Annotated in this window: 20 protein-coding genes, 3 tRNA genes and 1 pseudogene; 3 read left to right on the top strand and 21 right to left on the bottom strand. The window is 68.3% G+C overall.

Annotated features, from left to right (window positions below):
• From QZ709_RS08275 to QZ709_RS08210, 14 genes are all read right to left on the bottom strand, one after another.
• The coding region (locus QZ709_RS08275) for a GTP-binding protein (protein WP_294636795.1) at window positions 1–133 on the bottom strand (133 nt) is incomplete at its 3' end.
• Between the two features lie 54 nt (window positions 134–187).
• A tRNA-Thr gene (locus QZ709_RS08270) sits at window positions 188–262 on the bottom strand.
• A gap of 117 nt (window positions 263–379) precedes the next feature.
• A tRNA-Gly gene (locus tag QZ709_RS08265) sits at window positions 380–453 on the bottom strand.
• 38 nt (window positions 454–491) lie between these two features.
• Window positions 492–577, bottom strand: a tRNA-Tyr gene (locus QZ709_RS08260).
• A gap of 84 nt (window positions 578–661) precedes the next feature.
• Window positions 662–1,783 (bottom strand): acyltransferase, encoded by a 1,122-nt coding sequence (locus tag QZ709_RS08255; protein WP_294636791.1) that lies wholly within the window; start codon window positions 1,781–1,783, stop codon window positions 662–664.
• Complete coding sequence (locus QZ709_RS08250; RefSeq protein ID WP_294636790.1) at window positions 1,750–3,168, bottom strand: lipid II flippase MurJ; 1,419 nt, start codon at window positions 3,166–3,168, stop codon at window positions 1,750–1,752. Before QZ709_RS08250 ends, QZ709_RS08255 begins: the two co-directional genes overlap by 34 nt.
• 12 nt (window positions 3,169–3,180) lie before the next feature.
• Window positions 3,181–4,008, bottom strand: a complete 828-nt coding sequence (locus QZ709_RS08245) for an acyltransferase (RefSeq protein WP_294636788.1) — start codon at window positions 4,006–4,008, stop codon at window positions 3,181–3,183.
• Entirely contained in the window at window positions 4,005–5,438 is a 1,434-nt protein-coding gene (locus QZ709_RS08240; protein WP_294636786.1) for an O-antigen ligase, read from the bottom strand. Before QZ709_RS08240 ends, QZ709_RS08245 begins: the two co-directional genes overlap by 4 nt.
• A complete protein-coding gene (locus tag QZ709_RS08235; RefSeq protein WP_294636785.1) occupies window positions 5,426–6,703 on the bottom strand; it encodes a glycosyltransferase family 4 protein in 1,278 nt (425 codons plus the stop codon). Before QZ709_RS08235 ends, QZ709_RS08240 begins: the two co-directional genes overlap by 13 nt.
• Window positions 6,700–8,061, bottom strand: coding sequence for a beta-galactosidase (locus QZ709_RS08230; RefSeq protein WP_294636784.1), 1,362 nt, complete (start codon window positions 8,059–8,061; stop codon window positions 6,700–6,702). Before QZ709_RS08230 ends, QZ709_RS08235 begins: the two co-directional genes overlap by 4 nt.
• Window positions 8,058–9,308 carry a glycosyltransferase gene (locus QZ709_RS08225; RefSeq protein ID WP_294636783.1) on the bottom strand — a complete coding sequence of 417 codons (1,251 nt, stop codon included), beginning with the start codon at window positions 9,306–9,308 and terminating at the stop codon, window positions 8,058–8,060. The genes QZ709_RS08230 and QZ709_RS08225 overlap by 4 nt, the downstream gene beginning before the upstream one ends.
• Window positions 9,309–9,318: 10 nt before the next feature.
• Window positions 9,319–11,304, bottom strand: coding sequence for a hypothetical protein (locus tag QZ709_RS08220; RefSeq protein WP_294636782.1), 1,986 nt, complete (start codon window positions 11,302–11,304; stop codon window positions 9,319–9,321).
• A 25-nt stretch (window positions 11,305–11,329) separates the two neighbouring features.
• Window positions 11,330–12,091 carry a polysaccharide biosynthesis/export family protein gene (locus QZ709_RS08215; RefSeq protein WP_294636781.1) on the bottom strand — a complete coding sequence of 254 codons (762 nt, stop codon included), beginning with the start codon at window positions 12,089–12,091 and terminating at the stop codon, window positions 11,330–11,332.
• 136 nt (window positions 12,092–12,227) lie between these two features.
• Window positions 12,228–13,142 (bottom strand): glycosyltransferase family 2 protein, encoded by a 915-nt coding sequence (locus QZ709_RS08210; protein ID WP_294636779.1) that lies wholly within the window; start codon window positions 13,140–13,142, stop codon window positions 12,228–12,230.
• Between the two features lie 265 nt (window positions 13,143–13,407).
• Here QZ709_RS08210 and QZ709_RS08205 point away from each other — a divergent pair, with 265 nt between their 5' ends.
• On the top strand, window positions 13,408–14,037 hold the full coding sequence (locus tag QZ709_RS08205) for a hypothetical protein (protein ID WP_294636778.1): 630 nt from the start codon (window positions 13,408–13,410) through the stop codon (window positions 14,035–14,037).
• A gap of 31 nt (window positions 14,038–14,068) precedes the next feature.
• Here the strand turns inward: QZ709_RS08205 and QZ709_RS08200 are convergent, their stop codons facing one another.
• From QZ709_RS08200 to QZ709_RS08185, 4 genes are all read right to left on the bottom strand, one after another.
• Window positions 14,069–14,749, bottom strand: coding sequence for a uracil-DNA glycosylase (locus tag QZ709_RS08200; protein WP_294636793.1), 681 nt, complete (start codon window positions 14,747–14,749; stop codon window positions 14,069–14,071).
• A gap of 121 nt (window positions 14,750–14,870) precedes the next feature.
• A complete protein-coding gene (gene trpC, locus QZ709_RS08195; RefSeq protein WP_294636777.1) occupies window positions 14,871–15,674 on the bottom strand; it encodes an indole-3-glycerol phosphate synthase TrpC in 804 nt (267 codons plus the stop codon).
• A gap of 26 nt (window positions 15,675–15,700) precedes the next feature.
• Complete coding sequence (gene trpD, locus QZ709_RS08190) at window positions 15,701–16,741, bottom strand: anthranilate phosphoribosyltransferase (protein WP_294636776.1); 1,041 nt, start codon at window positions 16,739–16,741, stop codon at window positions 15,701–15,703.
• A 10-nt stretch (window positions 16,742–16,751) separates the two neighbouring features.
• The gene (locus QZ709_RS08185; RefSeq protein ID WP_294636775.1) at window positions 16,752–17,336 is read right to left on the bottom strand and encodes an aminodeoxychorismate/anthranilate synthase component II; all 585 of its coding nucleotides are present in this window, start codon (window positions 17,334–17,336) and stop codon (window positions 16,752–16,754) included.
• Window positions 17,337–17,603: 267 nt separating this feature from the next.
• Between QZ709_RS08185 and QZ709_RS08180 the strand changes: the two genes are divergently transcribed.
• Window positions 17,604–18,743, top strand: coding sequence for an acyltransferase (locus QZ709_RS08180; RefSeq protein WP_294636774.1), 1,140 nt, complete (start codon window positions 17,604–17,606; stop codon window positions 18,741–18,743).
• A gap of 19 nt (window positions 18,744–18,762) precedes the next feature.
• On the opposite strand, the gene trpE is transcribed toward QZ709_RS08180, so the two are convergent.
• Entirely contained in the window at window positions 18,763–20,241 is a 1,479-nt protein-coding gene (gene trpE / locus QZ709_RS08175) for an anthranilate synthase component I (protein WP_294636773.1), read from the bottom strand.
• Between the two features lie 414 nt (window positions 20,242–20,655).
• On the opposite strand from trpE, the gene QZ709_RS08170 reads away from it, so the two are divergent.
• Window positions 20,656–21,327, top strand: a complete 672-nt coding sequence (locus QZ709_RS08170; RefSeq protein WP_294636772.1) for a chalcone isomerase family protein — start codon at window positions 20,656–20,658, stop codon at window positions 21,325–21,327.
• 31 nt (window positions 21,328–21,358) lie between these two features.
• Here QZ709_RS08170 and gph read toward each other — a convergent pair whose 3' ends face one another.
• Together gph and QZ709_RS08160 are read right to left on the bottom strand one after the other, a co-directional pair.
• Window positions 21,359–22,084, bottom strand: coding sequence for a phosphoglycolate phosphatase (gph, locus tag QZ709_RS08165; protein ID WP_294636771.1), 726 nt, complete (start codon window positions 22,082–22,084; stop codon window positions 21,359–21,361).
• Window positions 22,085–22,404: 320 nt separating this feature from the next.
• Window positions 22,405–22,606: pseudogene (locus tag QZ709_RS08160) on the bottom strand (hypothetical protein); the annotation flags it as partial.

The following is a 22,606-nucleotide window of genomic DNA, read 5'->3' as shown; positions in this document are numbered from 1 at the left end:
TGGCCTGACCGCCGAACTTCTTCGACAGAACGGTGGTGATGGCAGCCGTCAGCGTGGTCTTGCCGTGGTCAACGTGACCGATGGTGCCCACGTTCACGTGCGGCTTGGTCCGTTCGAACTTTTCCTTGGCCATGTTTCTCGCTCCTAGCGATCCTGAAGTGAGGCGAATGAAGAAGGGAAGGAGGTGTGGTGCCCATGGGCAGGATCGAACTGCCGACCTCTCCCTTACCAAGGGAGTGCTCTACCACTGAGCCACATGGGCATCGACACGGGTCTGGACTCGGGTCAAACCCAAACCAGTGCCGACTGAGACACGCACAACCTCCGCCATCAGCGAAGACCGTGACTTTACCACGCCTGTTTGACAGAACCGAGACCTTGGAGCGGGAGACGGGAATCGAACCCGCGTCATTAGCTTGGAAGGCTAAGGTTCTACCATTGAACTACTCCCGCTCGGGAGCCGCTCTGGAGCGTTCACAAATTAGTTTGCCTGGTGGAGGAGGCTGGATTCGAACCAGCGTAGGCGTAAGCCAACAGATTTACAGTCTGCCCCCTTTAGCCACTCGGGCACCCCTCCGAGGCAAGACCGCAACTATAACACCATCTTTGCGCAGCACTCAAGCGTCGCCCTTGCGTTGCGGCAAAAACACAACCATGCGGATCACACGGGGGACAGGCTAGCCGGGCTGGCACGGCGCCCGAGGGCCGGGGCCTCGATGTGGCGCCACAGGAGCAGGGCCAGCGCAACGGTGATCGCCGTCGCCAGCCCGGCACCGAGCAGGGGCGCAGCGCCGAAGACACCGAGCTGCACCAGGGTTTGGATCACGGGGAAATGGACGATGTAGATGCCGTACGAGAGATCGCCATGGCGAGCCGCGTCGCCCAGCGGACGGAGGATGTGCGCGGCCCAGAACACGCACAAGGTCAGCGCCAGGGGATAGAGAAAGACGCCGGGCGTGGGTCGGGTCTGGTCCCACTGGTAGGCCAGCAGAAGCAGCAGCGCGCCGGCGACGCCGACGCGGTGCCCCCACCGGGCCAGCCGCTCCCGCTCGTACCAGGCCCAGGCGCCAGGCAGGAAAAACATGAGCTGACCGGGCATCTGCTTGGCGACCTCGGCAAAGCCGCCCCGGCCCGTGTGCCACGCCAGCGCCATGAAGCCCCCCCACCAGAGGCACCCCATCACGAAGCCGAGCCCCAGGACCCGATGGTGGCCGTAACGACGGCACAAGGCCACCAGCGCGGGCACGACGAGGTAGAACATGAGCTCGACCTTGATCGTCCACAGGGCGCCATTGACCGGTGCCCCAGGATAGGGGTTGTCGGTGAACACGCCGGGCAACGCTGGCTGGATGAAGTTCAGGAAGGTGAGGTTGGCAACCAGATAGCGCAGCCAGGTGGTGCCGAAGTAATCGCCCGGCGGCAGCGTGCTGAGCAACACCCCGAGCAGGGCACACGCCACCACCACCACCACGTAAGCAGGCACGATGCGGCGAGCCCGACGCACGGCGTAGTCTGCCAGCGAGTGGCTGCGCTCGCAGCTCATGAAGATCAGGTGGCCACTGATGACGAAAAAGACGGACAGCGCGATCTTGGTGTCGAAGCCGTGCAGAAAGGCCAGCGCGGGCTGCGCGCTGAGGTCTGCAATGTGAAGGGCCATGACCCCGATGGCGGCCAGCAAGCGCAGCAGATCCAGGTTGTTCGGGTACTTCATGGTCGAGACAGCAAGGAGGTGAGCGCCGGCGCCGGGCGTCAGGGGGCAGCAGGCCGCCAGGGGCGCAGCCATGCCGCAAGCAGGGTGAGGCAGGCTACACCAGCCAAGCTGGAGGCGACCAGCCGCCAGATGGGGGGATCAGGCCACCAGGGCATGATCAGTGCCGCCGCAGCCAGGGGCAGCCCGGCAGCCAGCACCAACCGGGCCAAGCTGATTTCACGCCACAGTCGGTTGAGGTGCAGCAGCAGGACGCCGTTGACGGCCACACCCAGCAACAGGGCTGCGGCGATGCCTTGTGCGCCCATCAGCCAGGCGAGCAGCGGCAGGCTCAGGGCCTGCGCCACATTGCCCCCGGTTTCGCACACAAAGGGCAGACGGGTGTCGCCCGCCGCGTGGTTGTAGCGGGCCAGCAGCGTGTTCCAGCCTGCGCCGACCAGCGCAACGGCATACCAGCCCAGAAGCGGACCCAGCATGGCCGTGCCGACCACCCGAGGGAACAGCAAGAGGACCAGGGCTTGTGCCGACAACATGAGCCCGATCGCCGCTGGTGTGGTGATGAGGGTGTTGAGTGCCAGGCCCTGGCGCAACAGGGTCAGCCGCTCGGCCCCGCCCTGCCGACTCATGAGGCCGAGCAGAACCTGATTGACGGACAGCAGGGCCACGAGTGGAAGGTTGGCGAGCTTGCGCGCAAGGTTGAGCAGGGTCAGCACCCCTTCGCCCAGCCAGGAGGCGACCATGCGCTCGAGCAGCATGAGGGCCTGGCCACCCAGCGCGCTGCCCAACAGGGGGGCGACCCGGCGACCGAGTTCCCGCAGCACCGCGCCATCCCAGCGCAGGTGAGCAGGCGCGAGGCCGGCCCGCGTGGCCGATGGCAGCAACAGCGCGGCACTCAGGATCGCACCGAGGACGAAGGCCCACGACAGCGCAGCTTCGGTGGTCTGGCCACGATGCCAGGCCATCCACAGCACCGCCGGGAGGTTGTACGCCAGGGAACCCAGACCCGCGAGCAGGAAGTGCCCCTGAGCCTGCAGCGGCACGGCCCACAGGGCCTGCAACAGCAGCGCCGGCAGGCCGCAGGCCAGGGTGGCCAGGGCATGGGTCGCCGCCTGGTGATCGGCTGGAGACAGACCCGGACCGATGAGGCGAGTGAGGAGCCCCGCCGCCAGCGCACAGGTGACGGTCAGCAGGACGCCCAGGCCGCCCAGGCCCAGGGTGGTGGCGCCGAGCCAACCTGGCCGAGCGGACGCATCCCGGCCCTGCCAGAGCGCCAAGGCCGCCGAGGACAGCACACCACCGGCCAGCATGGTGCGCACGGCTTCGGTCAGGAACAGGGCCACCAGAAAGGCGTCGGTGCGCGCACCGGCCCCCCAGGCGTCGACCAGCAGCCACTCCCGGGCCAGGCCGGCCACCAGACCGAAGAGGGTGACCAGGGTGAGCAGGCCTGCGGCGCCCAGCATGGGTCCGGCCGATCAGTGCAGCAGGGTGAAGAGGCTCTTGCCTCCCACCTTGTAGTTCAGGCCTCGCACGCGCTGGCCCACGGTCTTGCCGCCCTGCCCGGCCACGATGGCATAGGGCTCGACCTTCTTGCCGACGGTGGTATTGGCCGACACGACGGCCCCTTCGCCGATGTGGGCGCCAGGGAGAATGATGGCGCGCGAGGTGATCCAGGCCCAGTCGTCGATGCGGACCGGGGCGGAGACAGACCAGAACTCGGGCGCCTCCAGGTCGTGCCCGCCGGCGACGATGAGCACGTGGGAGGCGATCGTCACGTGGTTGCCGATGACCAGGCCGGACCGCGCGTCGATCTGGCAATGCCAGCCGATGCAGCTGTCGTCACCGATGGTGAGACTTTCGATGCCGATGACTTCCGTGTTGCGCCAGATGGTGGAGCCCTTGCCGATCTTCGCGCCCCCGAGGCGAAGCCAGACCAGGCGGATGTTGTGACTGGGAATCTTGTTGATCAGGATGTTGTAGACCTGCTCCCAGATGCGGCGCATGCGATCGACCAGCGTCGGCCAGTTCTTGCCGTAATCGGGCAGCTTGCGGCCAGGGATCTCGTCGTACAGGGTGACGAAGAGCTGGCGCACCAGCGGGTCGTCGATGCGCTTGCGGATGTCCAGGCAGCTGACGTGCGTCACGATGTCATCCGGCCCCTTGCCTTGTGATTCGAAGAACACGTCGTGCTGCAACCCCCGGTCATAGGCCGCTGTCAGCTCAGGGACGTCCACGCCCAGACGGGCAGCGTAGTCGGGCAGGCGAGCGCGCAGGTTGTGGCTGTGAAGGATGCGGTGTTTCATGGACGGGCGGGGGCGTCGAGTCGGGCGGCGGGTGGCATGCGGGCTTCCAGCAGGCCCAAGGCCAGGATCAGCCAGAAGAGCGCGATCAGCACCTGGGTGAAGCTGAAATAGTGGTCGATGAAGCCCGTGGCGAGCGCAGCCAGCACGGTGCCGGTGGTGGCGATGCGCATGGCGTTGTGCGGGCCGACATGGCTGAAGGATGTGCGCAAGCGCACCTCGCGCCACCAGGCCACGGTGATGGCGATGAACAGCAGCATGCCGGGCAGGCCGAGCTTGAACCAGTAGTTCAGCCAGAGGTTGGAGATGCCGTAGATGCCCTTTTCGGGCGAGCTGGCCGGGGTCTCGGCCTTGAACCCGAGGCCCAGCGGATGGCGCCACGCGTTCTGCGGGAAGTGTGCGTACTCGTCGAAGCGCACGCCGGTGCTGACATCCTTGCCCGAGAACAGCGAGGCGAAACGCTGCTGTGCAGGCGGGTACACGGCCAGGAAGGTGGCCGCGAGCAAGACGGCCGCGATCAGCCCGCGCAAGGCATAGGGCGTGCGCCGGGCGGCCAGCCACACGACAAACAGGCCCAGGCACAGCAAAGCCCCGCGCGAGCCGCAGAACACGATGCCGGCGGCGCTGCCGAGGAAGATGAAGAAGCCAAGCACCCGCCGCCAGCCATGGTGCATGACCCCGTAGAACAGCCCCAGAGGCGCGGCCAGCAGCAGCGCGCCGCCGGTGGAGTTGGGGTGGACCCAAGGCGAAGCCATGCGGGTGTAGTCGGCGGAGAAGATGTCCTGGATGGCCTCCGGGTAGGGGTAGTGCAACGCGGCCAGGAACGGGATCATCAGCCGGGCATCACGGCCCCGGACGAAGAAGCCGAGTGAGATCAGCAACAGCAGGGCGAAGCCCACGAGCAGGCTCAGCATCAGGCGGTCGCGGTCACGGGCATTGCGCACCAGCAAGGGAACCAGGAAGACCGGCGACAGGTTGAGCAGCCAGCGCACCCAGTTGATGGGGCCGTTGCCGTCCCCCTCCGGCACGAACTGCCCGGCCACGAGCGGCACGATGCTCCAGAGCATGAAGCGACGCATGGCGCGCTCGGTGGGGCCATCGGGCCAGGGCGGCAGCCGACCGCTCAGCCACTGCAGGAACACCCCGACCCACGTCAGCGCAAGCAAGGCCTCGGGCACCGGCAAGGGGGCGCCCACCTTCATCCACGGCAGCGCAGGCGCCAGCACACAGAAGAGCATCAGGCCGCGCAGCGGGCGGGACACCACGAAGACCGCCGCGCCCATTGCCACAGCCAGGGCCGGGCCGAGCAGCGGGTGAACAAAGGCCATGCCGGCCGCGGCCAGCAGCGCCAGCACCGCGCCGGCCAGCACGCCGACGTGGCCTCCCCCCTGTGGCAGGGAACCGGATGGCGCCAGGTCGTTCATGCCGGGCATGCCTGCCCTTCCGCTTCCGGGCACCCCGCACGGCCGACGCCCGCGTACACCGTCTCGAGGCGGGCGGCGGCCTGGGACCAGTCGAAATGCGCCTGAACATGCGCGCGCGCAGTTTCTGCCATGGCGCGGGCGCCCGTCGGGTCGCTCAGGGTGTGAACCAGGGCCTCTGCCAGGGCCTCGGGGGTGTCCGCCACGCGGGCGTGCACGCCATCGACCGCACCGAGCCCGGAAAGGCCTTCACGGGTGCTGACGAGCGGCAGGCCGGCCGCCATGGCTTCCAGCACCTTGAGCTTGGAGCCCCCGCCGAAGCGCAAGGGCGCCAGGAAAGCGGCCGATGCGGCCTGGACCCGGGTGAGGTCGGGCACATAACCATGGAAATGGACCCGGGGATCCGGGAAGCGCCCTCGCCAGCCGGACGGCAGACCGTGGCCACAGACGGTGAAGTTCGCCTCGGGCATCCGCTCCCACACCAGGGGCCAGACGCGGTTGAGCGCCCACTCGACGGCATCGATGTTCGGCGCGTACTCGTAGTTGCCCAGGAACAGGGCGTGACGACTGTGCACGTCGGGGCGCACCGTGGCGAAAGCAGCCGTGTCCACGCCGTTGGGCACCACGTGGGCAGGGCGCCCGCCGACGGCCGACAGCTTGCGGGCATCGGACTCCGTGACCGCCACGATGGCGGCCGCGCGCGACAGCACGAGGCGTTCCCAGCGGCGGGCCCGGGCCTGGTCATAGCGGGCCAGCGGCCGCAGCGGAGCAGGCCACTTGCCATAGGTGGCCGCGCCCAGTTCGGACTCGACGTTGTGTTCGGTCAGCACGAAGGGCTGGTGCCGCTGGGCCAGGGTGGCGGCAAAGGGCTCGAACCCGTAGCTGTGCTCGATCTGCACGATGTCCCAGCCTCCTTCGTCGAGCAAGGCCGCGAAGCGCTCGGCCAGCGCCGGTGCATGGCCGTTGACGGTGGTCAGCAGGGGCAAGGGCGACACGGCCGCATGCCAGAGGGTGCGCGGATGCCGCAGCGGCCGACGCGGCAGGACGATGAGGCGTTCGACCAGGGGAGCAAGGGCGGCGTGCACGGCGGCGTCGGCGTCGGTCTTGGACTGCACGAGCAGGGTCAACCGGTGGCCGCGCGCCGCCAGTTCACGGATGAGGTGAAACTGCCGGGCCTTGCCGCCACTGGTGATGGGCCACGGCAGGTAGGGCAAGGTCAGCAGGATGCGCAGCGGCCGGGTCACGGCAGCCGAGCGGTCGGCAGAGGGCGCGCTCATCCGGCCACCACGATCTGCAGGGCTGTCGTGACGGGCACACGCACGCCATCCGCGGCTTCCTTGAGCGCCCGCTCGCCCCCGCTGAGCGGCTGGTGGAGCGTGGCCTGGCGCACGCCCTTGAGGCGCACCTCGCCAGGTTCGCGCGCCCACAGCATCCACAGCGGGCGGCCATCGGCACGCCGCCAGCCGATCGTGATGAGGCCTTCGGGCTGGTCGCCCATGATGTCCGGGGGCGCCGCCGGCGTGAGGCTGGGGCCGCACAGCTGTAGAAAACGCTGCAGCGCGTGGTACACCGGCTTGGGCTCGCCGTTGCGGCGCAGCAGTCCGTAGTGCTGATCCCGCTTGGTCGCGCGCTCATCGAGATCGGACAGCGTGAACAGGAAGACCCGGTCGTAGTCGAGGGCCGCCATCAGGGCCAGACGCCGCAAGGTCAGGTCGGCCTGGCCGTCCTCGCCGACGATGGGCTGCTCTTCCTTCGGGCCGGGGTAGCTGGACCAGCCCCATTCGGTGGCCCAGACCTGCTTGACGCCCGCGGCGCGCAGCCACTGGTGCGCGGGTACCACGCGCTTGATGAAGTCGCGCGCATCGTGGTCGGAGCCCTCGGCGGTGGCGGTGTACGGGTGATAGGCCACCACCGGGTTCAGTGTGAACGCGCCCAGCCGCCCCAGCTCGTGGATCATCAACCCACCGCGCTTGTCGATCTCGCTGAAGTAGGCCATGCCGGCCAGGGCGACGGGCTTGTCGGGCACGGTGGCGCGCAGGGCCTGGTAGGCCGGCAGGAACAGCTTGCCGTAGGCCTCCGTGTCTGGCTGGGGCGCCCAGAATCCGATCAGATTGGGCTCATTCCAGACTTGCCACACGTCGACCTGGGGGTAGTGCTTGGCGAGCATGGCCATGCGCTGCGCGAACACCGCGGGGTTGCGAGGCGGAAACTTGTCGAAGAAGCGCTCGTACGGGTCGCCCTTGGCGACACTGGAGGCGTAACGCGGCGTGCCGACCACATAGGTGACGTTGCGCAGTCCGGCCTCGCGCACCAGCGCCATCATGCGGTCGATGGGTTCGAGCTGGAACTTGCCCTCTTCGGGCTCCATCAGCATCCAGTGCAGGCCCAGGCGCACCCATTGCAGGCCGAGTGCCTTGAGGCGCTCGACCTGCCGGCGTGCCACGGGCTCGGGGAACCACTGGAACTGCGCATTGACGCCGAGAAAGTCCTTCCAGACCACCGGACGAGCGGGCTGGAGGGCAACGGGCTCGATGCGGCTGCTGAACCAGGCACGACAGGCCACCGGTGTGGCGGCCAGCGCGGCGGCGCCGAGAAGGGCTCGGCGGCGGGCCATGCGGGCGACAAGTCGGCTCATGGGGTCGATCCTGTGGTGGAGGGGGCAGACGGGGGCGCGCCGGACATCACGGCCTGCACGTCGACCCCACGCTGAAGGGACGAAAAATAGGCAGCGAACGCCGTCCCGGTGCGCGGCCAGACGCGCTGATCCGCCAGCGCGCGCGCTGCCGCCGACCAGTGCTGGATGCACTGCGGCTCGCGCAGCACCTGAGCAAGCGCGGCGGTCAGTGCGGTAATGTCACCCTGAGGGTAGGCCTGCCCGTTGCCGTGGCTGATCTCTTCGGCGAACGCCCGGGCGTCCGAGGTGATCACCCCGCGTCCTGCAGCCACCGCCCAGGCGAGCGCACCGGAGGTGCCGCGCATCTGCCCCATCAGGGCCAGCTTGCGGCTGTCGCGGTAGGGCAGAACCATGACGTGGTGCTGGCCGATCAGGTCAGGGATGTCGCGCTCGTCAAGGTCGAGGTGCCAGCTCACCTGAGACTGCAGCCCCAGTGCCGCGACCCGCTCACGCAGGCCGTCGAGGTAGCTGCGCCGCCCACCAAAGGCGATGTCGGGCGCGGTGCCGCCCGCGATCGTGAGCTGCACGCGGTCGGCGAGTTCGGGCTCTTGCTGGCGCAGCCGACCCAGCGCGTCGACCAGGTCCTCGATGCCCTTGCCGGCGTAGATGAAGCCGAAGTAAAGCAGACGGACAGGCTCGGTCGGTGGCAAGGGCCGCACGGACAGCGGCAGGGTCCCGTGCGGGATCACGCGCACGCGGCCGGGGGGCAGCTTCATGCGGCGGCTCAGGCGCTGGGCCCCGGTCTGTGTCAAGGTGACGATGCCATCGAGGCGGTGGGCCAGGCGGCGCTCGGCCCACAGGGTGTGCGGGTCGACGAGCACGGCCAGCGCCTTGCTCACCAGGCCCGGCAGCCAGCGCACGCCGTCCACGCGGCGCCATGTGGCGCTCACCGGTCGCCACACCAGACGCTCCGGGTCATGGACGGTGGCGGACAGCCGCGGCCGGACCGGCATGGCGGCCAGTGCGGCCAACACAAAGAACTCGGTGTGGCGTCCGCCGCCGAGTTCGGCATGGACGACATCGACCTTGCTCCAATCCCGCTCGGCCACCCAGCGGCGGGCGGCCGCAAAGCTGTGCAACGGCTTCTGGCCCTGCAGCGGGGTCAGCACCTCGACGCCGGCCGCCTTGACGGCCCGGCACCAGTGCGCGGCGTAATCGGCAATGCCGGTCTGCTCGGGCGGCAAGGGCGAGAGCAGGACGAGTCTCACAACCGGCTCCTCAACCTTGCAGCCAGCGCAGCACGCGCGGTGGCACCTCGAAGCGACGCCGGTTCAGCACGATGCCATCGACCTTGCGGAAGGCCGTGCGGAGCACGCCCAGGGCGTTGTCCACCACGGGCACCAGGCTGGCACGCGCCTCGACCACCAGCACGATGAGGTCGGCCCGGCTCAGGCGCACAAAGGCCTCGCGGTTGCGCAGCAGGTCCGAGGCCTCGAGCAGCACCACCTCGCCCGGGCGGGCCTGGCTGTCGGCGGCCGGCGGGTTCAGGCGCACCTGCAGACCTTGCGCCGTCAGCACCTGGCGCAAGTGGCCCGCCAGGAAGGACACGCCTTCGCCTGCGCGCGAGGAAGCCAGGCCGAGCACCAGCCCGCGCTCGGCGACCTGCGCCAGCGGCAGCGTGCCGTAGATGCGGTGCACGCTGGCGTGAAAGTCGTTGTCTTCCCCGCTGCCCCCGATGTCCTTGACCGCCGACCACAGCGGCACACCGAACCGGGATTCGATTCGCCCGCCGTCGTGGATGCGCTGGTCCATCACGGAGCTGAGGTACAGCGTGGCCAGACCGACCAGCACGCCCGCGGGCAGGGCCAGCGCCAGCAGCAGCAGGCTCTTGGGCGCCACGCGGGCCGGATTCAGCGTGGCCGCCTCGATGACCGCGATGTTGTTGATGCGGCTGTCGTCCAGCGCCTGGTCGATGCGGGCCTTCTCGAGGCTGTCGAGGTAGAGCAGGCGGCTCTTCTCGGCCACCGCCAGCGCCTGCTCGATGCGGCCGAGTGCCGGTTCGCTGGCGAGCACCTTGCGGCGTGCATCGGTCAGTTGCGCCAGTTCGCGGTCGACGCTGGCCGACATCGAGATGAGCTCCTTGAGCCGCAGGGACTTCTCGAGCGTGTTGCGAGCCAGCAGTGTGCCCAGTTCATTGGGCGTGCGCTTCTCGCTGCGCTGGGTGTTGCGCTCCTCGCTCTTCAACTGCGCCTCGACGTTGGCGATGCTCTCGTTGAGCGACACGACGTTGGGCGCCGTTTCCTTGTAGACGCGCAGCGCCTCGGTGCGCTGGCGCTTCAGCTCCGCCAGCTGGTTGCTGAGCACCAGGAAGTTGGGCCCCAGGCCGACGTCACGCTCGGAGACCACCTCGCCGGACAGCGCTTTGGCCCGGCCCTGTGCATAGGCGACTCCCTGCTCGAGGGCCGTGCGCTCGGCAAGCAGCTCGGCCTGACGATCGCGCAGTTCGTTGACGCGCTTGGTGATCGCCGTGAGGCGTTCGCTGGCACTCAGTCCGTCGATGCGTTCGAGCCCGCTGCGCAGTTGTCCCTTGAGGGACTCGATCTGCTGGTCGGCGTCACGCACCTTGCCGTCATAGAACGCCACCAGGCTCTTGCGGCCCAGCACCGCCGTGCGCTCATCGGTATAGACGCGCACCCAGGTCTGCAGCACCCTCTGCGCCACGAGCGGGTCGTCCCACACGAAACGCAGCTCCATCACGTTGGAGCCCACGCCGTGGGTGACCGTGAACTTGTCCTCGAACTTGGCCGCTAGGCGCTCTTCCGGGCTCTGAGGTTCAGCCAGGCCGACCATCACGAGCACGCTGCGCACCGCGTCGAGCACCGCCTGCAGGCCCTGCTTGACCTGGAACTTGATGCGCTTCCACAAGCCCTGAGGGGCCTGCTGGGCCTGCGCCATCTCGTTGAGGTAGAGGCGTGCGACCTGCAGCAACACGGGTCGCCCGGTCAGCATCTTTTCTTCATCGGCAATGGGATCACGCTGCGTGGACATCGGCGCGAAGGCCTGACGCTCACCCACGTCGATGGGCACGGTGAGGTTTTCGCGGCCGGGCTTGACCAGCAGGCGGGCCTCGGACGCGTACTTGGTGGGCAGCAGAAAGGCGCCGGCCACGACGAGCACCACCGTGAGCCAGACGGCCGTCACGAAGGCACGGCGATAGATGAAGAACAGCCGGACGAGGTCGCGGAAAGAACGAATGTCGATCATGGTGTGGGGATGTCCGCGTGCGTCGTCACTTGACCTTGGTCTCGCCCCAGCTGTAGCTCACGCCCAGGGAGCGCGTGAACGGCAACAGCTGGTTGATGTAGACGTCGACCCCATCGCCCATGTTGCCGGCCATGGACTTGGGCACGAACAGGATGTCGCCCCGCTGGAACGACAGGGTGGGCCGCCCGGAGGCACCGTCGAGCAGGCCGCTGAAATCGATGAAGTAAAGCTGGTAGCGCTGTTGCTCGTCGAGGCGCAGCAGCGCGACCCGGCTGGGGTCCGCGGCCGGCAGCAGGCCGCCGGTGGCAAACAGGCCCTGCTCCAGCGTGGCAACCGCCGTCATGTCGAACGCGGCAGGGGTGCGCACGGCCCCGCCGATGACGACCTTGCTGCTGGGCGAATTGACGATGTTGATGGTGACCCCCGGTTCGCGGTAGACCGCTGCCAGGCGTTCACGCAAGGTCTGAGCCAGTTCGTCCGGGGTGCGCCCGGCGGCGTCCACGCGACCGGCATAACGGTAGGAAAAGCTGCCGTCAGAGCGCACGGTGTAGAGCTGGGTCTGGCTGTCTTCGACCAGGTTGCGCAGGTCCATGGCGCCATCGTGGGCGTCGCGCACGATGCGCAACGTGTCGCCGGCATGGATGCGCGTGGGCTGGGCGGCCATGCGGGCGACGTCGGCCGGCGTCAGGACGCGGAGGCTTGCCGCATCCCGAGGCGGCGTCAGGTTGCCCATGGGCGTGCAGGCGGTCAGCACCAGCAGGCTGAGCAGAATCGAGGGAAACTTCATGGACGGCAACAGGGCCCCTGGGGGGCGCAGCGGGATCGGGAAGCCATCGCAATGGCCAGGGGCGGCCGAGCGAGAGGCCGACCGGGAGCGATGATAAAAGCGCATGGCTGCTCTGGGCGGCCGATGACACACGCATTCATGTGGCTGCGTCTCCCTGGCGCGGCCGGGCAGCCTCGTCGAACTGCCGGCGCCAACGGAGGTAGGCACGCTGCATCTGGTCGCGCCGGGGGCGCCACAGCCATGGCACGCCGAACTTGGTGAAGAAGCGCACCATGCTGCGCAGGTGGGTCTGGCCCGAGCTGGACCAGATGCCTGCGGCGCTGTGGCGCTGGTGCTCGTGCACCAGTTCGACCTCGGGCAGGGCCATGACCCGCCAGCCCTTGACCCACATGCGCGCGCACAGGTCGACTTCCTCGAAGTAGAGGAAATAGCCCTCGTCCATGCGGCCCACGTCCTCGAACGCAGCGCGCCGCACGATGAAGCCGGTACCCATCACCCAATCGGCCTCGAACGGGCCTTCGCGCCAGTTCGGCTTGAGCAGGTGGGAGTTCACCAGCCGGCGCAAGGGCTTCATGCGGCCCAGTGCGGTGCGCCGCGCCAGGATGTCAGGCAGGGAATAGAAGCGCCGCGCCGAGTACTGGAGGGTGCCGTCCGGGTTGATCAGCTTGAGGCCCACCACCCCCAGGCGCTCGTGCTGCGCGAACAGGTCCTGCACCACCGGCACCTGATTGCGCCGGAAGTAGGTATCGGGGTTGAGCACCAGCACCAGATCGGTGTGCAGGGCCGCCATGCCGATGTTCACGCCAGCGCCGAACCCGCCGTTATGGCGCGACAGCACGGCCACCACGCCGTGGGGCAGGTCCCGACGCAACCGCTCCCCCGACCCGTCGGGCGAGTCGTTGTCGACGACCACGATGTCCCCCGCCGCGGCGATGCCGTGGGCCAGCAGCGAGGCGACGCACTGCATCGTCAGGTCATAGGTGCGGTAGTTGACGATGACCACCCCGAGGGAAGGGGGCGTCGTCAAGCCCGTCTTTGGCGTTGCTTCCATGAAATCCGAACTTGTGTTGGCGATTCACACGCCTGCCGCGCGCGACCCCACCGATCTGAAAACAGCCGCGCCTTCCATGAACGCAACTTTTTGTAACAGAGCGATTCTGAGGGACGCCTTGTCCGGATTCCGACCCCTTGATCAGGTGGAGCTGATGGCCCCTTCGTGTCATGTGCCACACCCCTCGGTACCGCGCCTACCCAGGGCACAGGCGGTAACCATGCCATCATCGACATCTGTTACCGACAACAATCCAGGGAACGCCATGCGTCACATCGTTGTGGCCGCGCTGCTGTGCGGCTTTGCCTATTCTGCTCAGGCCGAGGGGGCTGCGCTCCGCCCATTCGTGGGACTTGGTTACACCAGTGGGGGTGAAACCCTGCTGCCGGTGACCGTCTCCCCCCAGGGCAGCAGCACCCAGTACAAGGAAGACATCAGCGCGGGGGCCGGTGTGGAAGGCCGGGTGGGCCTGTCCTTCAGGCTGTCGGAGGCCCCGGTCTCCATCCGCGCGAGCTACGGCATTCACAACGACCAGGCCAACGGCATCACCAACGAGCGGATCTTCTTTCGGCGCTATCCGGTCGAGTTGATCGGCTACTACCACTTCACCGACCGCGCCTCGGTGGGGATCGGCGTGCGACGGGCCACCCGCCCCGCCCTGCGTCTGAAGAACGCGCAATTGACGACCACCGGCGGCACCAAGGTCAGCGGCGTGAACGCGGTGGTGGACTTCGAGAGTTCCACCGGCGTCGTGCTGGAAGGCGAGTGGCTGCTGACGCCCAACTGGGGCATCGGGGTGCGCTATGTGCGCGAGCACTTCACGTACGACGGCGTGGAGCGCGTGCGGGTGAACGCGGACCACATCGGGGTCAACACCCAGTGGTACTTCCGCTGAGCGGCGCTCACTGAGGCGGGCGCTGCGCCGCTCAGGCCAGTGCCCAATCGAGCGTGTGTCCGCGTGCAGCCCAGAAGTCGCGGGCGGCACCGAAATGGCCGTTGCCCACGAAGGGCACCGGCCCACGCGTGGCCGACAGTGGCGACGGGTGGTTGCTCTGCAGCACCAGGGTGTCACCCGCACGCGATGCGCCGGCCGCTTCGATCAGCGGGAGCTTGCGCTGGGCATGCGCCCCCCAGAGCATGAAGACACGCGGCCCCGGGTCGGCCGCCACGGCGGCGATCAGCGCATCCGTCAGCACCTCCCAGCCCCAGCCCGCATGGCTGGCCGCCTGCCCCTGCTCCACGGTCAGCACCGTGTTGAGCAGCAGCACACCGCGGTCGGCCCAGGCCATCAGGCTGCCATGGGCGGGCGCAGGCAGGCCCAGGTCGCGCTGGACCTCCTTGCGGATGTTGCGCAGGCTGGGCGGGATGGGCACGCCCGGTTGCACAGAGAACGCGAGGCCGTGGGCCTGCCCGGGGCCGTGGTACGGGTCCTGTCCGAGGATGACGACCCGCACGTCGGCGCGACGCGTGTGGTGCAGCGCGGCAAACACGTCTGCCGGGAAAATGGTGGCGCCCGACGCGCGGGCGGCGTCGACCCGCGCGATCAGCGCCTGCCCGACCGGCGAGGCACGAAAGGCGTCGGTGAGGGGCCGCCAGTCGGCGGGCACGGCGTCGAACAGGTCGCCCAGTGGGGCCGCGAGGGCTGCGAGCCGAGGGGCCGCCGCCCCCGATGCAGGCTGCGGCGCTCCGGCCTGCCCGAACAGATCGGCCTGGCTCACGGGCCGAACCTCAGGCAAACAACGTGGCCAGCGCCACACCCGGATCCGGCTGGCGCATGAAGGCCTCGCCGACCAGGAAGGCGTGGACGTTGGCGTCGCGCATCCGCTGCACGTCGGCCGCGCCCAGGATGCCGGACTCGGTGACCAGCAGGCGGTCGGCCGGCACGCGGGGCAACAGGCCCAGCGTGGTGTCCAGCGTGACTTCGAAGGTGCGCAGGTTGCGGTTGTTGATGCCGACCAGCGGCGTCTTGAGCTTCAACGCGCGGTCGAGTTCCTCGCCGTCGTGCACCTCGACCAGCACGGCCAGGCCCAGCGCGTGGGCCACGGCCTCGAAATCGGCCATCTGCGCGTCCGACAGGCTGGCGGCGATCAGGAGGATGGCGTCCGCACCCCACGCAGCCGCCTCGAAGACCTGGTACTCGTCGACCAGGAAGTCCTTGCGCAGCGCGGGCAGCGAGCACGCCGCACGGGCCTGCTTCAGGTAATCGGCGTGGCCCTGGAAGAAGCGCTCGTCGGTCAGCACGCTGAGGCAGGCGGCGCCGTGTTCGGCGTAGCTGCGGGCGATGTCAGCCGGCACGAAGGGGTCGCGCAGCACGCCCTTGCTGGGGCTGGCCTTCTTGACTTCGGCAATCACGCCGGAGCGGCCCGCCGCGATCTTCGCGCGCAGCGCGCCGACGAAATCGCGGTGGTCGTCGCCAGCGCGGTGGCGGGCTTCGGCCTCTTCACGCACAGCGTGCAGCGGCTTGCGCTGGCGGGCGGCGGCCACTTCTTCGTGCTTGACGGCGTTGATCTTGTCGAGGATGTCGGAGGACATGGTGCGCAGGCAGGATGGCAGGCGCCTCAGGCGCGGGGCGCGAAGGCCTGGGTGGCCTGCACGAATCGATTCAGGGTGTCGCGGGCGCGGCCACTGGCCAGGGCCTCGCGGGCGCGTTCGATGCCGTTGGCCAGCGTGTCGGCCACGTCGGCGGCATAGAGCGCGGCGCCGGCATTGAGCAACACGATGTCGCGCGCGGGCCCGGCTTCATTGGCCAGCACACGCTGCACGATGGCCACCGAGGCCTCGCGGCTCAGGGCCCGCAGCGCCGAGCCGTCGTGCTCGGCCATGCCGAACTGCTCGGGCGTGATGGTGTATTCGTTGACCTGGCCGTCCTTGAGCTCGGCCACCATGGTCGGGCCGGCCAGCGTGATCTCGTCCAGGCCGTCACTGCCATGCACCACCATGACGTGGCGCGAGCCCAGGCGCTGCAGCACACGCGCCTGGATGCCGACCAGATCGGGGTGGAACACGCCCATCAACTGGTTGGGGGCGCCGGCCGGGTTGGTCAAGGGCCCGAGGATGTTGAACATGGTGCGCACGCCCAGCTCCTTGCGGACGGGGGCGGCGTGCTTCATGGCGCCATGGTGGTTGGGGGCGAACATGAAGCCCACGCCGGTGTCGGCCAGGCAGCTGGCCACCTGTTCGGGGTTCAGGTTGATGTAGGCACCCAGGGCCTCCAGCACATCGGCGCTGCCGGTGCTGGACGACACGCTGCGGCCGCCGTGCTTGGCCACGCGGGCGCCGGCCGCCGCGGCCACGAACATCGCCGTCGTCGAGATGTTGAAGGTGTGGGCGCCGTCCCCACCGGTGCCGCACAGGTCGATGAGATTCGCGGTGTCGTCAACCTGCACCGGGGTGGCGAACTCGCGCATCACCTGCGCGGCCGCCGACAGTTCGCCCACGGTTTCCTTCTTGACGCGCAGCCCCGTCACCAGCGCGGCCATGACGACGGGCGACATCTCGCCTTGCATGATGCGGCGCATCAGCCCCAGCATCTCGTCGTGGAAGATCTCGCGGTGCTCGATGACGCGTTGCAGCGCCTGCTGGTCGGTCAGTTGCGTCATGACGCCGTCCTCACATCGTCAGGAAGTTCTTGAGCATGGCGTGGCCGTGCTCGGTCAGGATCGATTCGGGGTGGAACTGCACGCCTTCCAAAGGCGCGAAGTTCGGGTCGGTCTGCGGGCCCTTGTGGCGCACCCCCATGATCTCGCCGTCGTCGGTCCACGAGGTGATTTCCAGGCACTCGGGCAGCGTGGCGCGCTCGATGGCCAGCGAGTGGTAGCGGATCACGGTGAACTCGGCGGGCAGGCCGGCGTAGACGCCCTTCCGGTCGGTGTGGATGACGCTGGTCTTGCCGTGCATCTGCACCTGGGCGCGGATCACGTGGCCGCCGAGCGCCGCACCGATGCTCTGGTGGCCCAGGCACACGCCCAGGATGGGCAGCTGGCCGGTGAAGCGCTGCAGCGCAGGCACGCACACCCCCGCTTCAGCGGGCGAACACGGGCCAGGCGAGAGCACCAGACGGTCCGGCTTCAGCGCGGCAATGTCGTCGAGGGTGATTTCGTCGTTGCGAACGACCTTGACCTCTTCGCCCAGTTCGCAGAAGTACTGCACCAGGTTGAAGGTGAAACTGTCGTAGTTGTCGATCATGAGCAGCATGGGCACGTCCTGTGTGGAGGTGGTTCATGGGGCGGGCAGGCCGCCTTCGGTGCACGGTTCAGACGCCGTGACGTCCCCCCTCGGGGCCTCTGATCAGGTGGCGCACCGGTGGGGACCGGCCGCAGAGGCAAGCGTGTCTGTCTGGCGTCACCGCCACCAGCGGTGCATCAGGCGAAGGAAGTCCGAGGGTTGCTGCATGCAGATCATTCTACATGCCGCCGCCGTGCCAAGATCGGGGCGTTGACAGCCTGACCCTCCTCCAGACTCGTGTCGATCCCTTCTGCCCGCGCCGCCCTGCCCGCGCGCCCCGCGACCGCCCCTTCCCGCACCGCCGTCGAGCCCACGCTGCTGGGCCTGGAGGTGCTGCGTTTTGCCTGTGCGGTGTCGGTGCTCCTGTGGCACTACAACCACTTCTACATGACGGGCCACACCCACCAGGGGTTCAGTGTGACGGGACAACCGCTGTACGCCTGGCTCACGCCCTTTTACGAGGCGGGCTGGCTGGGCGTGCAGGTGTTCTGGGCCTTGTCGGGCTTCATCTTCTTCTGGAAGTACGCCCGGCCCGTGGCCGACGGCCAGGTGCCGGCATGGCGTTTCGCGGTCCTGCGGTTTTCGCGGCTGTATCCGCTGCACCTGCTGACGCTGCTGGCCGTCGCCGGGATGGCCTGGCTGTACCGCAGCCGGCACGGGGTGGACTACGTCTACCAGTACAACGACCTGCCGCACTTCGTGCTGCACCTGTTCCTGGCGAGCGACTGGCCCGGCCGCAGCGAATGGTCTTTCAACGGGCCGATCTGGAGCGTCTCGATCGAGGTGCTGGTCTACGGGCTGTTCTTCGTGCTGTGCCGGCTGGGCCTGACGCGGTGGTGGCACGTCGTCGGGCTGATCGCGCTGTCCGGGGCACTGTATGCCAGCCAGGCCACCGCCCACCCGGTGGTGCTGTGCGTGTTCTTCTTCTACCTGGGCGCCCTCACCCACCTGGTGCACGAGGCGCTGGGCCGGCTGCCCCCGGGCACCCGACGCCTCTGCTTGGTTGCCGGCAGCGCGCTGCTGGCGGGCGGCACCGCCGCGACGGCGCTCGGCGTGTTGCGCCCCATGTTCTATGTGGCGCTGCTGGCACCCCTGGCCATGCTGGGCCTGCTGCGGGTGGTTCGCCCCGGCCCTGGCCCGCTCGCGGACCTGATCGGCACGTTGGGGCACACGACGTATGCCAGCTACCTGCTGCACTTTCCCCTGCAGCTGGCCGTTGCCCTGCTCAGCGGTGGGCAACCCGATCGGCTGCCGCTGGCGTCGCCGCTGTGGCTGCTGGCTTACCTGGGGCTGACGTTCGCGCTGGCGGTGCCGGTGTACCGCCTGATCGAAATGCCAGCGCAGGCCGCGCTGCGGCGGCGCCTGCTGCCCCGCTGACGTGCCCTGGCGGGCGGGGTCACAGCCCCTGCTCGGCCATCTCCGCTGCGCGGATCACCGCACGCGCCTTGACCTCGGTTTCCTTCCATTCGAGTTCGGGCACCGAGTCGGCCACCACGCCGGCACCGGCCTGCACGTACAGCGTCTGGTCCTTGATGACGCCGGTGCGGATGGCGATGGCCACATCCATGTCCCCCGCGAAGCTCAGATAGCCGACGGCGCCCCCGTAGACACCGCGCTGCACCGGCTCGAGCTCGTCGATGATCTCCATCGCGCGGATCTTGGGCGCGCCGCTCAACGTGCCGGCCGGGAAGCTCGCGCGCAGCACATCCAGCCCGGTCATGCCGTCCTTCAGCGCGCCTTCGACGTTGCTGACGATGTGCATGACGTGCGAATAGCGCTCGATGCCGAAGGCCTCGGTGACCTTGACGGTGCCCGTCTTGGCGATGCGGCCGATGTCATTGCGCGCCAGGTCGATCAGCATGACGTGCTCGGCACGCTCCTTGGGATCGGCCAGCAGCTCCCGCTCGTTGGCGACATCGACCTCGGGCGTGGCCCCGCGCGGCCGCGTGCCGGCGATCGGGCGGATGGTGACGGTTTCGCCGCCTTCGGCGTTGCGCTCCTGGCGCACCAGGATCTCGGGGCTGGAGCCGACGACATGGTGGTCGCCCATGTCGTAGTAGTACATGTAGGGGCTCGGGTTGAGCGAGCGCAGCGCGCGGTACAGCGTCAGCGGGGACGCCGTGAAGCGCTTCTGCAGGCGCTGCCCGATCACCACCTGCATGCAGTCGCCCGCGGCGATGTACTCCTTGCACTTGAGCACCGCGGCCTCGAAATCGGCCTTGGCGAAGTGGCGCTCGACCGGGTAGGACTCGGTGGGCGTGATGGGCGGCACCGGCACCACGGCGTTGAGTTGCGCCTGCAACTCGGCGATGCGATCGGCCGCGCGGTCGTAGGCGCCCGGCAGGGCCGGATCGGCATAGACGATGAGGTAGAGGCGGTCCGCCAGGTTGTCGATGACGGCCAGTTCTTCGCACTGCAGCAGCAGGATGTCGGGCGTGCCGATGCCACCGGGCTTGTGCGTGTTCGCCAGGCGGTGCTCGATGTGACGCACGGTGTCATAGCCGAAGTAGCCAGCCAGCCCCCCGCAGAAACGGGGCAAGCCCTGGGGCACGGCGGCCTTGAAGCGCTGCTGGTACTGGGCGATGAAATCGAGCGGGTTGGTGTCGTGGCGCTCGACCACCTCACCGTCGGTCACGACCTCGACCGCGCGGCCGGTGGCCCGGACCAGCGTGCGGGCAGGCAGGCCCACGAAGGAGTAGCGACCGAAGCGCTCACCGCCCACCACCGACTCGAGCAGAAAGCTCAAGGGACGGCCTTGCGTGAGCTTGAGGTAGAGCGACAGGGGCGTGTCGAGGTCGGCCAGGGCCTGGGCCACCAGCGGAATGCGGTTGTGGCCTTGAGCGGCCAGCGCGTGGAATTCGGTTTCGGTGATCATGGTGCAGGGCCTCCAAGCCCAGGGGCGCCAACGCACGGCGGCACCCGGTGTCATCTGATGGGTCTCGCCCGCCTTCCTGTCGGTCGCATCGCCCATCGGGCTGCGGCGACGCAGAAGAAGCGGTTCAGGGCGGTCCGTCCGAAGGCCTGGTCAGGCGGCGGACGGACGCTCACACACTGGCGCAGTGACGCCAGGGCCATGCCCCCCGGTCGTGCGACCCCTTGGTGTGTTTGCGAGAGATGAACATCGGACCAGTGTAGCAGCCGCCCCTGGCAGATGTTGCACCGTCATTGCCCGGCCCCATCGCGGCGCCAAGGGCAAACCCAGCTTGCGGACCCGGACCACGTCGAAACAATGGAGCAGCCTGATCAGCCGGCCGCAGAGGTGCCGGCACCGGGCACGACGGACACCACCATGCGTTTGACACCTGAAGGCCCGGTCCCAGGGAGACCGGCGTCGGCCCGCCGAGCCTTGCTGGGGCGGCTGGCCCTGCTGCTGGGCGGCGGTCTCGCGGCCGCTTGTCCGGCTCGGGCCGTGCCCACCGAACTGTTCGGGGTGAGCTACCCCGCCACGCTGAAGGTCGAAGGCCGCACGCTGCAGCTCAACGGTGCCGGCGTCACCTACCGCGCCGTCGCCAAGCTCTACACCGTGGGGCTCTACACCCCGGACAAGCACGTGCAGGCCGATGCCGTGATCGACATGACGCGCAATGCGCCGCTGCAACTGCGCTTCGTGATGCTGCAAGGCATGCGGATCGACGAAGTCGGCAAGACCATCACGCGGGGCATCGAACTCAACAGCACCCGAGAGGCCTTCTTCAGCCTCATCCCGTCGATCCGGAAGATGGGCGAACAGTTCTCGCACATCAAGCGGCTGAACACGGGAGACGTGTTCGCCATCGACTTTGTGCCGAAGCGCGGCACGGTGTTCTATGTAAACGGGCAGCCTGCCGGTCTGCCGATCGCGGATGCAGCCTTCTTTCCTGCCGTGCTGCGGGTGTGGCTGGGCGCACGGCCGGTGTCGCAGGACCTGAAGGACGCCCTGCTGTCCTACAGGGCGCCTGCGGTACTGGAAGCGCTGGAGTGAGTGCGGCCCATGCGGGGCCGATCGCTCAAGCTCAAGCGAGCAATGCGGGCCAGTCGGCCTGATCCAGGCGGGGAATGTGAGCGCGGGCCGGCACGGCTTCGATGGGGTGGCCGTGGTTGTAGCCATAGGTGACGAGCACCACGGGGCAGCCCGCCGCGTTGGCCGCCTGGGCATCGTTGCTGGAATCGCCCACCATCAGGGTGCGCGCGGGCTCGGTGCCGAGGGCCTCGCAGGTCTTGCGCAAGGGCAGCGGATCGGGCTTCTTGCGCTCGAATGCGTCACCCCCGAACACATGCCGGAAGAAGGGGCGCAGGCCTTTGCGCTCAAGCAGCTGCTGCGCGAACGCCGTGGGCTTGTTGGTGAGGCAGGCCAGCGGCACGCCCAGCGCCTGGAGTTGGGCCAGCCCTTCCGCCACACCGGGAAAGACGTCGGCATGCTGCCCGTTGTGCTCGGGGTAGTGGCGGTGGTAGATGGCCAGTGCCTCGGGCAAGGCCTGGGCCACGTCCGCCGAATCGGGCAGGACGCCCCAGGCGTGCGCCAGGCTGCGGCGCAGCAGGTCCTCTGTTCCCTTGCCTACGGTCATGGAAATGAAATCACGGTCGACGCGGGCCAGCTCGATGGGGTGGCAACCGAGGTCGGTCAGGGTGTGGCGCAGGACGACGACGAAGTCACCGAGGGTGTCGACCATGGTGCCGTCGAGGTCGATGATGGCGGCGAGGAGGGGCTGAGGGTTCGACGGAATAGAGCCAGTAGCCATGGAATAGCGTCCGTAAAGGTTGGCCGACCTCAATTGCGTCCACAGGAATGGAGTCCGTAGCAGTCAGCGGATTGGCACCGATGTTCGCAGAAACTGGCTGACCTTGCTGCCCTTGGACACATGGGGTTTAGGCGGGGTCCTGGCTTTCAGCTCCGATAGCGTGTTTTGCAACCCCTGCGGAACACAACACATGGTGGAGCACCTCAAACATCATCAAAAACATCGCGCTCGCTGGGGGCGTGAGTTCTGTGAGCTCCCACGATGACACTGAGAGGCAGCACAGCCATGCGCGGCAGCACACACAGATCTTCGGGCAGAGTTCAGTTCCTGCTTGAACCGCATTTCTTCAGCTTGCGTCTGGCCTCGGCAATCGTCTCGACCCGATTCGGGTTACCTAGTCCGCCCTGAACAATTGCCTCACGCGGCAGTCGGCGCAACCTGACCGCGGTATTGACAGGCCGAGCGCCCCAGCCCAGCCAAGCCAAGACGACGGCCTGTAGATGGGCAACAAAAAGCCTCAGC

This window comes from uncultured Aquabacterium sp. (genome assembly GCF_913773725.1).
In the GTDB taxonomy this organism is placed as follows: Bacteria; Pseudomonadota; Gammaproteobacteria; order Burkholderiales; family Burkholderiaceae_C; genus Aquabacterium.
Note: the sequence above shows the minus strand (reverse complement) of the source record. Positions and strands in the feature narration are given on the sequence as shown.